This window comes from Variovorax paradoxus (assembly GCF_000834655.1).
Taxonomy (GTDB): domain Bacteria; phylum Pseudomonadota; class Gammaproteobacteria; order Burkholderiales; family Burkholderiaceae_C; genus Variovorax; species Variovorax paradoxus_F.
This window is the reverse complement of sequence record NZ_JXQQ01000075.1, coordinates 44,332-56,844: the sequence shown is the minus strand read 5'-3', so window position 1 is coordinate 56,844 and position 12,513 is coordinate 44,332. Positions and strand designations below refer to the sequence as shown.

General features: G+C 68.0%; 14 protein-coding genes and 1 pseudogene. 7 read left to right on the top strand and 8 right to left on the bottom strand.

Annotation, left to right across the window (positions count from 1 at the left end; all coding sequences use genetic code 11):
- The first annotated feature begins 109 nt into the window (after positions 1-109).
- Positions 110-844, top strand: coding sequence for an FMN-dependent NADH-azoreductase (locus RT97_RS25460; RefSeq protein WP_042581630.1), 735 nt, complete (start codon positions 110-112; stop codon positions 842-844).
- Here RT97_RS25460 and RT97_RS32670 read toward each other — a convergent pair.
- Positions 771-926, bottom strand: a pseudogene (locus tag RT97_RS32670) (EscR/YscR/HrcR family type III secretion system export apparatus protein); the annotation flags it as partial. The gene RT97_RS25460 and the pseudogene RT97_RS32670 sit on opposite strands and share 74 nt — an antisense overlap.
- Positions 927-1,073: 147 nt before the next feature.
- On the opposite strand from RT97_RS32670, the gene RT97_RS33210 reads away from it, so the two are divergent.
- Positions 1,074-1,226: a hypothetical protein gene (locus RT97_RS33210; protein ID WP_155403887.1), complete on the top strand. Its 153-nt coding sequence runs from the start codon at positions 1,074-1,076 to the stop codon at positions 1,224-1,226.
- 28 nt (positions 1,227-1,254) lie between these two features.
- Here the strand turns inward: RT97_RS33210 and RT97_RS32180 are convergent, their stop codons facing one another.
- Positions 1,255-2,133: a helix-turn-helix domain-containing protein gene (locus tag RT97_RS32180; RefSeq protein ID WP_080898429.1), complete on the bottom strand. Its 879-nt coding sequence runs from the start codon at positions 2,131-2,133 to the stop codon at positions 1,255-1,257.
- Between the two features lie 298 nt (positions 2,134-2,431).
- On the opposite strand from RT97_RS32180, the gene RT97_RS25450 reads away from it, so the two are divergent.
- The gene (locus RT97_RS25450) at positions 2,432-3,376 is read left to right on the top strand and encodes a helix-turn-helix transcriptional regulator (protein WP_052810750.1); all 945 of its coding nucleotides are present in this window, start codon (positions 2,432-2,434) and stop codon (positions 3,374-3,376) included.
- A gap of 81 nt (positions 3,377-3,457) precedes the next feature.
- Positions 3,458-3,868, top strand: coding sequence for a PaaI family thioesterase (locus tag RT97_RS25445; RefSeq protein ID WP_052810749.1), 411 nt, complete (start codon positions 3,458-3,460; stop codon positions 3,866-3,868).
- Here RT97_RS25445 and RT97_RS25440 read toward each other — a convergent pair.
- On the bottom strand, positions 3,865-4,374 hold the full coding sequence (locus tag RT97_RS25440; protein ID WP_155403886.1) for a GNAT family N-acetyltransferase: 510 nt from the start codon (positions 4,372-4,374) through the stop codon (positions 3,865-3,867). The genes RT97_RS25445 and RT97_RS25440 overlap by 4 nt on opposite strands.
- Before the next feature lie 67 nt (positions 4,375-4,441).
- On the bottom strand, positions 4,442-5,422 hold the full coding sequence (locus RT97_RS25435; protein WP_042581628.1) for a GlxA family transcriptional regulator: 981 nt from the start codon (positions 5,420-5,422) through the stop codon (positions 4,442-4,444).
- A gap of 102 nt (positions 5,423-5,524) precedes the next feature.
- Between RT97_RS25435 and RT97_RS25430 the strand changes: the two genes are divergently transcribed.
- Complete coding sequence (locus tag RT97_RS25430) at positions 5,525-6,352, top strand: dienelactone hydrolase family protein (protein ID WP_042581627.1); 828 nt, start codon at positions 5,525-5,527, stop codon at positions 6,350-6,352.
- 9 nt (positions 6,353-6,361) lie between these two features.
- Here RT97_RS25430 and RT97_RS25425 read toward each other — a convergent pair whose 3' ends face one another.
- Entirely contained in the window at positions 6,362-7,552 is a 1,191-nt protein-coding gene (locus RT97_RS25425; RefSeq protein ID WP_042581626.1) for an MFS transporter, read from the bottom strand.
- Between the two features lie 91 nt (positions 7,553-7,643).
- Here RT97_RS25425 and RT97_RS25420 point away from each other — a divergent pair, with 91 nt between their 5' ends.
- A complete protein-coding gene (locus tag RT97_RS25420; protein WP_042581625.1) occupies positions 7,644-8,606 on the top strand; it encodes a LysR substrate-binding domain-containing protein in 963 nt (320 codons plus the stop codon).
- Here the strand turns inward: RT97_RS25420 and RT97_RS25415 are convergent.
- The 3 genes from RT97_RS25415 to RT97_RS25405 all read right to left on the bottom strand — a co-directional run bounded on the left by RT97_RS25415 (position 8,555) and on the right by RT97_RS25405 (position 11,693).
- Entirely contained in the window at positions 8,555-9,328 is a 774-nt protein-coding gene (locus RT97_RS25415; protein ID WP_042581624.1) for a 2-keto-4-pentenoate hydratase, read from the bottom strand. The genes RT97_RS25420 and RT97_RS25415 overlap by 52 nt on opposite strands.
- A 32-nt stretch (positions 9,329-9,360) precedes the next feature.
- A complete protein-coding gene (locus RT97_RS25410) occupies positions 9,361-10,338 on the bottom strand; it encodes a Bug family tripartite tricarboxylate transporter substrate binding protein (protein ID WP_042581668.1) in 978 nt (325 codons plus the stop codon).
- Positions 10,339-10,448: 110 nt separating this feature from the next.
- Positions 10,449-11,693: a pyridoxal-phosphate-dependent aminotransferase family protein gene (locus tag RT97_RS25405; protein ID WP_042581623.1), complete on the bottom strand. Its 1,245-nt coding sequence runs from the start codon at positions 11,691-11,693 to the stop codon at positions 10,449-10,451.
- A gap of 121 nt (positions 11,694-11,814) precedes the next feature.
- Here RT97_RS25405 and RT97_RS25400 point away from each other — a divergent pair, with 121 nt between their 5' ends.
- Positions 11,815-12,510 (top strand): GntR family transcriptional regulator, encoded by a 696-nt coding sequence (locus RT97_RS25400; RefSeq protein WP_042581622.1) that lies wholly within the window; start codon positions 11,815-11,817, stop codon positions 12,508-12,510.
- Positions 12,511-12,513 lie beyond the last annotated feature (3 nt).

Below are 12,513 nucleotides of genomic sequence, written 5' to 3'. Positions count from 1 at the left end.
AATGATCGTTTGTGAAGGCCCGGGCGTGTCCATAGATTCAGGGCCTGTGCGGTCACTTCGACAGCGCGACACAGCGTACATCAACTCATCCATTCACGGAGCGAACGACATGACCCTCAACCTGCTTCACATCGACGCGAGCGCCCGCCCGGGCATCTCGGGAACCGACCCTCACGGCTCGCACACGCGGCGGCTCTCTTCGCGTTTCATCGAGCGCTGGCGCCAGGCGCGGCCCGAAGACCGCATCGACTACCTCGACGTCGGCCAGCACCCGCCCGCCTACGTCGACAGCCGATGGATCCACGCCGCCTTCACCGCACCGGCCGATCGCGAGCCCTGGATGGCCGGCGTGCTCGCCGAAAGCGATCGCCTTGTCGACCAACTCGTCGCCGCCGACCTGATCGTGGTGGGACTGCCGATGTACAACTTCAGCGTGCCGGCCCAGTTCAAGGCCTACATCGACAACGTCGTGCGTGTGGGCCGCACCTTCGGTTTCGACCGCGCGCGCGGCGCGGTGCCTTACTGGCCGATGCTCGCGGACGCCGGCAAGCGCATGGTGCTGCTCGGCGCGCGCGGCGACCACGGCTACGACAAGGGCGGTCGCATCGCGCACCTGAATCACACGGAAGACACGGTGCGCTCGGTGTTCGGCTACATCGGCATCACCGACGTGCACGAGGCGGCGGTGGAGTGCGACGAATTCGGCGGCGAGCAGCTCGCGCAGTCGATGCGAAAGGCCGAAGCCGCTGTCGATCGGCTCGTCGACGAGCTCAGCGGTACGACAGCACAAGCCCGTGAACGAGCCGCGTCCAGCCATCCAGCATCACGAACAGCAACAGCTTGATTGGCCGCGAGATGGTGGTGGGCGAAATCATCGACATGCCCAGCGCGAGCAGCACGGTCGCCACGATCAGGTCCACCACCACGGGGTCGGGTTGCTGGGCGGCGCCGCGGCCGGTCCGTTCTTCATCGTCGGGCTGGGACTCACGATCACCGGCTTCGTGATCTAGGAGCTCGCCAAGCCCTCGGAGATCGAGACCAACACCAAGTCGCTGCAGGACTACTTCAGGAACATGGAAGACGCCGGTCCCGGCGTGCTCGGCAAGGACTGGGAAAAGCAGGTCAAGGATTGGTCCGACGCGAACCAGACGGGCAGCCCCGTCATCCTTGCGCCCGGCCCCTTCGACGGGCCGCGGCGCGAGCCGGCTTCAGCGGGCGTGGCCTGAGGGCCTTCGGCGGCCGGCCGTGGCAACGCTAGCCGACGATGCCGTTCCTGGCCGAAGGCGGCTGCAATGCATCGAGCGCGGCAAGCCTCCGGTAGTCGCCGGGCAGCACCGCATAGGTGCTGAGAAAGGTCTTGTGCAGATGGCTCTGGTCCGCGAAGCCCGCCGCGTGCGCCGCATAGGTCACGCGCGCGCCGCCGGCGATGAGGTCGCGTGCGTACTCGATGCGATGGCCCACCAGCATCTCGTGCGGCGTGAAACCCCATGCGGCCCGGAACCGCCTGTGCACATGCACCGGATGCCAGCCGACTGCTTCGGCAAGGCTGTCGAGGGTCATGCGCTGGTGAAAGCCCGACGCGATGAGTTCGTAGAGCCGGTCCAGGCGCTCGTCGCCGATCTCGGGCGCCCGCACCGTGGCCGGCGCCAGCGGTGGAATCCATTGCACAAGGCGCCGGCGCAGCAGGTCGCGGCCCGCGGCGATGTCCTCCCGGTTGCCGGTGCTCGTGGGTTCGTAGAGCAGCCGGTGGCATTCGAGGAATTCGAGTCCCGCCGCCGCGTCGAGAAACACCGAGACGCCCGTGTCGTCTTCCACGCGCGCGATCCGTGTCTCGCCGAGCAGGGGGCTGATGCAGCGGGCCACGTCGAAGCTGCAGTACAGGGCCTCTTCGCGCCATGGTGCCGTGCGCGCCTGCACCGAATGCCAGACATGCGGCGCAATGCGCAGCAGCGTGCCCGGCGGCACGACGGTGACGCGGTTGCCGGTTCGCACGCGCAGCTCGACATCGGACACCGAAAGCGTGAAGCCCACGTGCCGGTGCGGTCGCATCTCGCGGTGCAGGAAGCGGTTGGCAGTGAATTGAAGACCTGCGAGGTCAACGTCTCGCCAATAGCGGGAGGCAAGGAGGTCCATCGAAAGACGGGTTGAAGAAAGACTTCAGGTGTCGGGGCCGGGGTGCAAGCAGCATGCCAGCGCCACCGCCCCGTGGGAAGGTTAGATCCTGCATGACCTGATGACCTGCGCGCATGGTTCAGGCGAAGGTATTCAGTTGTCGAGCAAGGTCGCCTCCCATGGCGTTGCCGTGCGTGCGCACTGCGGCTCGAATGCGCGCGAAGCTAAGAATCTACAAGGCGCCGGGGTTGCGCTTTGGTAATTTGCCTGCAAGCCTGCGGCACCGGCCGGTGCATGCGGAACACCTATCGGGCATTCCATGATCCTGTCGACCATGTTGCAACGCGTCGCGGCGGCTTCGCTGCAGAAGACCAATGATTCCGAACCAGTCCCGCCGCCGGGCGCGGACACCCAGCTGCCACCGGGTTGTCCGGCGCCGCAGTTCTATTCGGAGGAGCATCTCTACCTGCCGCCCGGCGTCGACCGCCATGCCGGCGGCGTGCCCAGCATCGTCGGCGACCTGCTCGAAGCACCCGGCATCGAAGCGCGCGCGGAGCTGGTGCGCGGCATGCTGCACACGCTCGACTTCGACTGGCTGGGCTACGGGGCGGTGGCATACATGCGCGGCCGATGGTGGCCCCTGAGCTTCTTCACCGCGTATGCGAACCCCGAATGGACGCGGCGCTACTTCGCGCAGAACTACTGCGGCGCGGACCTGCGCCAGCAGGGCGTGCCCGCATCGAGCCTGCCGCTGGCGTGGGACGTGGCCCAGCTCGAAGCGCTTGCGGCAGAGGCGCCCGAAGACCCCAGCGGGCTGCGGCAGCGTTTTCTCTCCGACCTGCACGCCAGCGATATCCGCAGCGGGCTTCTGTTTCGGCTGGCCTCGCCCACGCATGTGAACCAGCACACGGTGATCAGCCTGCTGTCGCGCAGGCCCGGCAGCCACTGGATCACCGACAGCGTGATCGGGCAGGGCTTGATCCTGGGCCTGAGCGTGCACGAGTACGTCTCGCGCCACACGCGCATCGTCGGCGCGCCGGGCACGGGTCGCATCGAGATCTCGGCGACCCAGCAAGACATCCTGCAGCACCTACTGCAGGGCCGCAGCGACAAGGAAATCGCCAACCGCCTGGACCTGTCGGCGCATACGGTGGACTACCACATGCGCCAGCTGCGCCGCCGCTTCGCTGCGCGCAACCGGGTGCAACTCGTGAATGCGGTGCAGCAGGGCGACAGCGACTTCGGCGTGCTCGGGGAGCCCTGAGCGCAGGCGCCTCCTGACACCACGCTGTCAGGAGCAGCCGCCTAGGATGTTCCGACCCGCCTTGCGGAGCGAAGGATCGTGATGACGTCGGACCCGTTGATGCAGCGTTTTCCCAGTTCCGCAACCGCGCGTTTGTTCGGCCAGCGCATCATCGAATTCGACACGGCCAAGGGCTGGGTCCGCATGAGCTTCGTCGCGACCGATGCCTTTCTGAACCCGGCCGGGTCGGTGCAGGGCGGCATCCTCGGCGCGATGCTCGACGACACGATGGGCCCGGCGCTGTGGCTCATGAACGGCGCGGGCTCGTTCTCGGCAACGATCGATCTCAACGTGTCGCTTCTGGCGGCCGCTTCGCCTGGAGTCTTGTACGGCGAGGGCAGGGTGGTGCAGCTCGGCAAGACCATCTCGTTCCTCGAGGCGCATCTGAGTGATGCGCAAGGGCGGATGCTTGCGCGGTCGACTGCGAGCGCGCGGATGATCCAGCCCCGCTAGCCGCGCTGCGGCCTTGCGAGGACATGGTTTCGGTGCCGGCCTTCGCCAAGGACGAAGTCGGTGCTTCCGCGAACCACGAAACCGTGCTTTTCATAGAAGCGGCAGGCGCGCAGGTTCTGCACGTTGACCAGGAGCCAAAGGCGGTCGTGGCTTTCACTCGCCGTTTGCAGCAGCGTGGACCCCACGCCGCACCGAGTGAACGGCTCCTGCACATACAGCGTGCAGAGCTCCGAATCGGCTTCGGGCACCAGGGGCTGCGGTACGCCGGAGCGCACAAGCGAGTAGCCGACGAGGCGCTCATCGACCTCGGCAATGTGCAGCACGACATCGGACGCATTCAGCAGCGATAGGAATTTCTCGGGCGTGAACTCCGACAGCACATGACGCGCGAACAAGTCGCTCACGCCCTCGGTGTAGGTAGCGAGCCAGACCTGGATCGACAGGGCGGCGAGGGCGTGCGCATCCGCGGTGCGCGCGGGCCGGATGGAGATGGGGGCGTTCGTCACGGCAGCTCTTTCGATGGGTCGGATTCTGTCAGGAACAGCGTTTTCGCAAACGCAGCGCGCCCGGAATCTAAGCCGCCTGAAGGTTCGCGCGGAACTTGCTCGGCGTGGCGCCCGCGGCCTTTCGCATGAGGCGCCTCAAGGCTGTCGCGTCTTCGTAGCCGACCTGCGTGGCCACCTGATCGATCGTCATCCGGCTCGTCTCGATCAACATCCGCGCCCTGGACAAGCGCACGCTCTGCACGAGGGCCAGCGGGCCGAGGCCGGTTGCTGCGCGCACGTGGCGGGCCAGCGTGCGCTGCGACATCGCGAACTCGTCGGCGAGAGCCGTCACGCTCGGTGGCCGCGGCAGCGACGACTCGATGCGCTGCGTGAGCCGTCGGATCAGCTCGCTGCCGTTGGCCATCATCGAGGGCACGACGAACGGCGCCTGCGCCTCGCGCCCGTCGATCAGCAGCACCTTGCCGACGGCATCGGCCAGCGGCGCGCCGAACCGCGTGCGCAGCAGGTGGAGCATGAGGTCCGACTGCGCGAAAGCCGCGCCGGCCGTGCTGACGGGGCCATCGGCGCAGACCATGCGGTGCGCATCGACGTTGCAGCGGGGTTCGACACGCCGGAGTTCCGGCGCTAGCCACCAGGTGGTGGTGGCGCGCCGGCCCTGCAGCACACCGGCGGCCTGCAGCAGGAACACGGCGGAACACGAGGCAGCCACTGCGCCCCCGCGCGCGGCGTGGCGTCGCACGGCGCCAATGGCGCGGGCGGCGCAGTCGTCGGCCAGTCGCTCGGCCAGGTCCGCGGGGCGGTCCACACCCAGGCCGGGCACGATCCATGTGGAGGCATCGGCGCGCGAGCGGCCGGGGACCGCGGTGGTCTCGATCTGCAGGCCGCTGCTCAGCGGCACGAAGCCGCCATCGGGCGACACCACGCGCCACGTCGGGCGGGGCATCTTCAGCGAAGGTGCCAGCGCGGCAGCGGCCTCCAGCACGTCCAGCGTGATGGAGACGCTGGTGGCGAAGGCCCTGGGAAGCACGAGGACGGTGAAATCTCGCATGGCTGAAACCGCTTGATAAACGTCTGAATGGACACTGCCAGTCTAGCGCCGGGCCACGTGTAATAGCCGCTCCGACCCACATGACGACCCGCAGGAGCCACGATGCAGACGACCCGCAACCTGAATGAAGCCGATCCGCTCGAAGACTTCGAGCGGCGCGAGATCACCCTGGACGACGCCACGAAGAAGGTCTATGTCGCAGGTGCCGGGCCGGCCGTGATCGTCATGACCGAGATGCCAGGCATCAGCCCGCACGTCGCGCGTTTTGCACGCTGGGTGCGCGATGCCGGGTTCGCCGTGTACATGCCCTCTCTGTTCGGTCGCGACGGCGCGGTGGCGGATGCACAGGAGGGCAAAGCCGTCCTCCAGCATGCCTGCGTGAGCGCCGAGTTCCGCGCCTTTGCGGGCAACAGGTCGAGCCCGGTGACGCAGTGGCTGCGTTCGCTTGCGAGGCTCGCGCACAAGGAGTGCGGCGGGCCGGGTGTCGGCGCCATCGGGATGTGCTTCACCGGCAACTTCGCGCTCACGATGATGCTGGAGCCTTCGGTGCTGGCGCCGGTGCTGTCGCAGCCCGCATTGCCGCTGGACAACCCGGCCGGCATCGAGATCTCGCCGGAGGAAATCTCCGCGGTGAAGCAACGCCTCGACCGCGAAGACCTGACCGTGATGGCCTACCGCTTCGAGGGGGACAGGTTCTGCACGGCCCAGCGCTTCGCCGCCTATTCCGAAGCGCTCGGCAGCCGCTTCGTCGCGCGGGTTCTGCCCGACAGCGCGGCCAACCGGCAGTCGCTGCCTTCGTTCTTCGAGCAGGTGGTCGCGAGCCCGCACAGCGTGGTGACGGCCCACCTCATCGACGAGGCGGGCCAGCCGACGATCGCGGCGCGCGACGAGATCCTTTCTTTCTTCGCGCGCCGACTGGCCCCGAAGTAGCCGAGGGAATCAGGCCTGCGCCGAAGCGCAATCGGCCAACGGGCGAGCGGTTTCGCGCCGGTCGAGCGAGCGGCTCCAGAGCGCGATCGCCAGGCCCACGAGCGTGAGGAGCGCCGCCACCCAGCCGAGTGCGCGCAGGCCCGGGCCGTGGTCGATCACCACGCCGCCGACCCAGGCGCCCAGGGCGTTGCCGAGGTTGAAGGCGGCGATGTTGAGGCTCGAAGCCAGGTTCTGGCCGGCGCCCGAGGCCTTCTCCAGCACCCGCAACTGCATCGGCGCCACGGTGGCGAACGAGGCCACGCCGAGCAGGCCGACGAAGACCACTGCGGTGAACGGCGTGCCGATGGTGAACTGCATCGCGCCGAGCACCACGGCCAGCGCCACCAGCGTGCCGAGCACGGCGGCCATCGGCGCGCGGTCGGCCAGCTTGCCGCCGAGGATGTTCCCGACGGCCAGGCCGCCGCCGAACACCAGCAGGATCGGCGAAACGGCGGATTCCGAAAGGCCTGTGATCTGCGTCAGCAGCGGCTGGATGTAGGTGAACACCACGAACACGCCGGCAAAGCCGAGCACCGTCATCGCCAGGCCCAGCAGCACCTGCGGGCGGGCCAGCACGGCCAGTTCTTCGCGCAGCGGCGCGGGCTTGGCCTCGCCCTTCACGCGGGGCACGAAAACGGCAAGCACGATGAACGCGAGCATGCCGATCAACGTCACCGCCCAGAACGCCGAGCGCCAGCCGAACTGCAGGCCCAGCCATGCGCCGGCCGGCACGCCGAGCAGCGTGGCGGCGGTCAGCCCGGTGAACATGATCGCGATGGCCGAGGCACGGCGCTCGGGCGCCACCAGGCCGGTGGCCACCACCGAGCCCACGCCGAAGAAGGTGCCGTGCGCGAGCGAGGTGACCACGCGCGCGGCCATCAGCATCTCGTAGTTGGGCGCGAGCGCGCAGGCCAGGTTGCCGAGCGTGAAGATCGCCATCAGCGCGAGCAGCACCGTCTTGCGCGGGAGCTTGCGCGTCGCGATGGTGAGCACGGGCGCGCCGACCGCGACGCCGAGCGCGTAGCCCGAGATCAGGAGGCCGGCCATCGTGATGGAGACATGAAGGTCCGTCGACACCTGCATCAGCAGGCCCATGATGACGAACTCGGTGGTGCCGATCCCGAAGGCACCGGCGGTGAGGGCGAGTAGAGCGATTGGCATGATGCCCTGTACTGTGAGGACATTCGAGGTCTGTGAATAGAATGCCGCCAGTAAACACACTTGTGATTTGAAATCACAGACAGAAAGCCCGATGCCACGCCTCGACGTCAATCGCTCCGGCGAAATGGAAGCCTTCGTGCAGGTGGTCGAATCCGGCGGCTTCTCCGCGGCGGCGCGCCTCCTGGACATGACGCCCTCGGCCATCAGCAAGCTGGTGGCGCGTCTCGAACTGCGGCTGGGCATCCAGCTGGTGCACCGTTCCACCCGCAAGCTGCAGCTCACGCCCGAGGGGCTGCACTTCTACGAGCGCAGCACCCGCGTGCTGGCCGACATGGACGAGGCCGAGCGCTGCGCCGCCGCCGGTGCGGCGCCCCGCGGGCGGGTGAGCATCAATGCGAGCGTGTCGTTCGGGCATCACAAGCTGGTGCCGCTGGTGCCGCGCCTGCTCGAGATGCATCCGCAGATCACGCTCGACATTGCGCTGACCGACCGCATCGTCGACCTGATGGACGAGCGCGCGGACATCGCGATCCGCTGGGGCCAGCTGCCGGCGTCCGACCTGGTCGCGCGGCGCCTGGGCGAGACGAGCCAGGCCATCGTTGCCTCGCCCGGCTACCTGGCGAAATACGGCACGCCGCACACGCCGCAGGAGCTGGAGGCGCACAACCGGCTCGGATGGACCTACCGCCGCAACGTGCCCGACTGGCCGCTGCGCGTCGATGGCCGGACGATCGCGATCCCGGTGGCGGGCCCGGTGCGCGCGAGCGATGGCGAGACGCTGCGCCAACTCGCCATTGCCGGCGCGGGCGTGGCGCGGCTGTCGCTTTATCACATCCAGCACGACATCGATGCGGGGCGGCTGGTGCCGCTGCTGGAGGAATTCAACCCGGGCGAGGCCGAGCCGATCCACGCGGTGTACATCGGCAAGGCCGGCACGCTGCCCGCGCGGGTGCGGGCTGTGCTCGACTTCCTGGTGGCCTGCTCGGGCGTGGGAGACGGGCGTTACACGCGCAAGCTGACCGCGCCGATGCCGGGGAATTCCGCCGTCACCTGATCGCCGCGGCGGCAGGGCAGCACGCCGACCCAGGAGCCGGTCGTCACGACCGTGCCGGCGCGTGCGGTCCGGCCATGCCGCGTGATGTGGCGCAGCCAGGTCGGCAGCAGCCACGCCGGATCGGCCAGCGGATGGGTGCCTTCGCGCACGACGACCTCACCGTCGCCGATGCGCGTTTCGCAGCGCTGCGAAGCCCAGTCGATGGCCCTGTAGGGCTGCCATTCGCCGAGCACGAGCGCGCCGTGGACTTGCGAGTCGGCCAGGCGCAGCAGGGCGGGTGTGGAGGCCAGGTCTTGCCAGCGCGAATCGACGATCTCGATGGAGACGGCCATCGCGTCGATGCGCGAAACCGCGGTGTCGTGGTCGAGCTTCGCGGCTTGTTCGGGCGTCACGTCCTGGCCGAGCCGCAACGCGATCTCGGATTCGATGCCGGGCGTGTGGAACACGAGGTCGTCGAAATTCGCCGGGCTCTGGCGCACGCCCGACGGCGGCAGCGGCGCATGCGTGAGCGTCACGCTGCGCGAGCCGCCACCGGATTTCCAGTGGCCGGGCACGGCGCCGTCGTCACCGAACCAGTCGAGCGCCGCGGCCACGGCGTCCTGCACTTCGTAGGCTTGGGCGGCGTCCTGCAACGCGTCGAGCCAGGGCGCTGCGTCGAGGGTGCGGTTACCGCGGCGTGCGGCGATCAGGGCGTCGGCGAGGGCGGTGATGGATGGGTTCATCCTGCGATTCTGTCAGTTGCGCAACGGCTCACTCAGCTTTCCACGTGCACGTTGCCGTCCTTCACCACCTTCGCCCACTTGGCGATTTCGGTGCTGATGAACTGCTTGAACTTGTCCTGCGAGCCGCCGCCGTCTTCCGCGCCGTAGGTGTCCAGGCGCTCCTGCACGTCGGGCATCGCAAGCACCGTGTTCACATCGCGGTTCACCTTCTGCGCGATCGCGGGCGGCAGCTTGCCCGGGCCCGCAAGGCCGTACCAGGTGGTGGCCTCGAAGCCCGCGAAGCCTTGCTCTTGCATCGTCGGCACGTTCGGGTGGCCTTTGGCGCGCTTGGTGCGCGTCTGGGCGACGGCGATCACGCGGCCGTTCTTCACATGCGGCGTGGCGGCGGTCATCGTCTCGAAGCTGTACTGGATCTGCCCGCCCATCAGGTCGGCCAGCAACGGGCCGCTGCCCTTGTAGGGCACGTGCAGCGCATCGACGCCGCCCTGCAGCTTGAACATCTCCAGCGCCAGATGCTGCGCGGAGCCCGCACCGGCCGAGCCGAAACTGATCGTGCCGGGCGCGGCCTTGCAGGCAGCGACGATGTCTTTCACGCTCAGCGCCTTCTGTCCCGGGTTCGCGATCAGCAGGTTGGGCGTGACGCCCACCAGCACGATCGGCACGAAGTCGCGCTCCACGTTGTAGCGCAGCTTGGGCTGCAGGCTGGGCGCGAGCGCGTGGCTGTTGATGTGCGCCATCAGCAGCGTGCTGCCGTCGGCGGGCTGCTGGCCCACGTAGTCGGCCGCGAGGACGCCCGCGACGCCGCCCTTGTTCTCCACGATGACCTGCTGGCCCCACATGATCGTGAGCTTCTGCGCGACCACGCGGGCGAGCGCATCGGTGCCGCCGCCAGGCGGAAAGCCCACCACGATGCGCACGGGCCCCGAAGGCCACTCCTGCGCGAAGAGCCGGGGCACGCCCAGCGTGGCGGCCGCGGCGCCCGCGGCTTGAATGAGGGAACGTCTTTGCATCATCTTTGTCTCCGTGGTGTTGGGGGTCCGATGCGTGCCGGCCCGAAGGCCGGCAAGGTGGTGGCCGCCGCGTCGTTCGAGCGACGCGTTGCGGCCGGTGTGTCTTGTGCCTAGGCGGCCTTCTGCAGGCCGACGGGCGCTGCCGCGTGGTTGGCGAAATAGTCCATCGCCGCCTGCACGCCGCTGCCCGCGAGCTTGATGCCCGAGAGCTTCATGCCCATCTCGACGCCCGCGACCATGGCCACGAGGGTCAGGTCGTTGCTGTCGCCCAGGTGCCCCATGCGGAACATGCGGCCCTTGAGTTTGCCCAGGCCCGTGCCGAGCGAAAGGTCGAAGCGCTGGTGGATCAGGCGGCGCAATGCGTCGGCATCGACGCCCTCGGGCGTGATCACGCCGGTGAGCACGGGCGAGTACACGGCCGGGTCCGCGCACTGGATCGGCAGGCCCCAGGCGTTGACCGCGGCGCGCACGCCGGCACCCCAGCGCTGGTGGCGTGCGAACACGTTGTCCAGGCCCTCGCCGAGGATCATGTCCAGCGATTCCGAGAGGCCATACAGCAGGTTGGTATTGGGCGTGTAGGGCCAGTAGCCGTCCTTGTTCATCTCGACGATCTCGTCCCAGGCCCAGAAGGCGCGCGGGAGCTTGGCGGTCTTGGAAACTTCGATCGCTCGCGGCGAGAGTGCGTTGAAGCTGATGCCGGGCGGCAGCATCAGGCCCTTCTGCGAGCCGCTGATGGTGACGTCCACACCCCATTCGTCGTGCCGGAAATCGGCGCTCGCGAGGCCCGAGATGCTGTCGACCATCAGGAGGGCGGGGTGGCCGGCCGCATCGATGGCCTTGCGCACGGAAGCGATGTCGGAGGTGACGCCGGTGGAGGTCTCGTTGTGCACCACGCACACGGCCTTGATCTTTTTCTCGGTGTCCTTGCGCAGGCGCGCCTCGATCAGCTCGGCCTGCACGCCGCGGCGCCAGCTCGGCGCATTCGGCAAATGCTCGTCGGTGCCGCCGAGCGCGAGGAACTCGGTCGACAGGCCCAGGCGCGTAGCCATCTTCTGCCAGAGCGAGGCGAAGTGGCCGGTCTCGTACATCAGCACGTGATCGCCCGGGCTCAGCGTGTTGGCGAGCGCGGCCTCCCAGGCGCCAGTGCCGGAAGCGGGGTAGATCGCGACCGGATGCCTGGTCTTGAAGATCTGCTTGATGCCGCCGAGCACCTTCAGGCCAAGCGTGCCGAATTCCGGCCCGCGGTGGTCGATGGTGGGCAGGCTCATGGCCCGCAGGATGCGGTCGGGCACCGGGCTCGGGCCGGGAATCTGGAGGAAATGGCGGCCGGTGGGATGGATGTCGAGTTGCAGCATGGACTGTCCTTTCGCTTTCAGTTTTGCATTCAAAATGCTTTTTTGATTGATGGTTTACCCTTAAACAGCGGGGTTGTAGCGCCTATTTTTTGCATTCAAAATGCATTCAAAGGGAAAACCCATGACTGCTGAAATCATCGAGATCTCCAGGCTCGCGCTGCATGACCAGGTGGCCGCGCGCCTTCGCACCATGCTGGTGGAGGGCCACATCGCCCCCGGCGCCAAGCTCAACGAGCGCGAGCTGTGCCTGCAATTGCGCGTCTCGCGCACGCCGCTGCGGGAGGCCATCAAGCTGCTTGCTGCCGAGGGGCTGGTCGACCTCTTGCCCAACCGCGGCGCAGCGGCGGTGAAGCTCACGGAGGCCGACGTGCTCGACACCTTCGAGGTGCTCGCGATGCTGGAGGGCATGTCGGGCGAGCTCGCTGCCAAGCGCATCACCGACGAAGCACTGGCCGAGGTGCGCGCGCTGCACTACGAAATGCTGGCCTGCTTTTCGCGGCGCGATCTCTCGGGCTACTACCGGCTGAACGCGCGCATCCACACGGCCATCAACGAGGCGGCGGGCAACCCGGTGCTGTCGGGCACCTATCGCTCGATCAACGCGCGCGTGCAGTCGCTGCGCTTTCGCACCAACCAGAACGAGACCAAGTGGAAGCACGCGGTCGACGAGCACGAGCAGATGATCCAGGCGCTGGCCGCGCGCGACGCGCAGGCCATGCGCAAGGTGCTCATCGCGCACGTGCTGCGCAAGCGCGACACCGTGCTGGAGCTGCTGCGCGCCGGCGAGATCTATCCCCAAGCCAACAAAGCGAGCTGACTC

Coding starts and splice junctions, on each gene's coding strand:
- RT97_RS25425 (WP_042581626.1), bottom strand. CDS start 7,552: ATGCCAATCGCTCTACTCGCCCTCACCGCCGGTGCCTTCGGGATCGGC.
- RT97_RS25460 (WP_042581630.1), top strand. CDS start 110: ATGACCCTCAACCTGCTTCACATCGACGCGAGCGCCCGCCCGGGCATC.
- RT97_RS25400 (WP_042581622.1), top strand. CDS start 11,815: ATGACTGCTGAAATCATCGAGATCTCCAGGCTCGCGCTGCATGACCAG.
- RT97_RS25420 (WP_042581625.1), top strand. CDS start 7,644: ATGCCACGCCTCGACGTCAATCGCTCCGGCGAAATGGAAGCCTTCGTG.
- RT97_RS25410 (WP_042581668.1), bottom strand. CDS start 10,338: ATGCAAAGACGTTCCCTCATTCAAGCCGCGGGCGCCGCGGCCGCCACG.
- RT97_RS25415 (WP_042581624.1), bottom strand. CDS start 9,328: ATGAACCCATCCATCACCGCCCTCGCCGACGCCCTGATCGCCGCACGC.
- RT97_RS25405 (WP_042581623.1), bottom strand. CDS start 11,693: ATGCTGCAACTCGACATCCATCCCACCGGCCGCCATTTCCTCCAGATT.
- RT97_RS25450 (WP_052810750.1), top strand. CDS start 2,432: ATGATCCTGTCGACCATGTTGCAACGCGTCGCGGCGGCTTCGCTGCAG.
- RT97_RS33210 (WP_155403887.1), top strand. CDS start 1,074: ATGGAAGACGCCGGTCCCGGCGTGCTCGGCAAGGACTGGGAAAAGCAG.
- RT97_RS25430 (WP_042581627.1), top strand. CDS start 5,525: ATGCAGACGACCCGCAACCTGAATGAAGCCGATCCGCTCGAAGACTTC.
- RT97_RS32180 (WP_080898429.1), bottom strand. CDS start 2,133: ATGGACCTCCTTGCCTCCCGCTATTGGCGAGACGTTGACCTCGCAGGT.
- RT97_RS25435 (WP_042581628.1), bottom strand. CDS start 5,422: ATGCGAGATTTCACCGTCCTCGTGCTTCCCAGGGCCTTCGCCACCAGC.
- RT97_RS25445 (WP_052810749.1), top strand. CDS start 3,458: ATGACGTCGGACCCGTTGATGCAGCGTTTTCCCAGTTCCGCAACCGCG.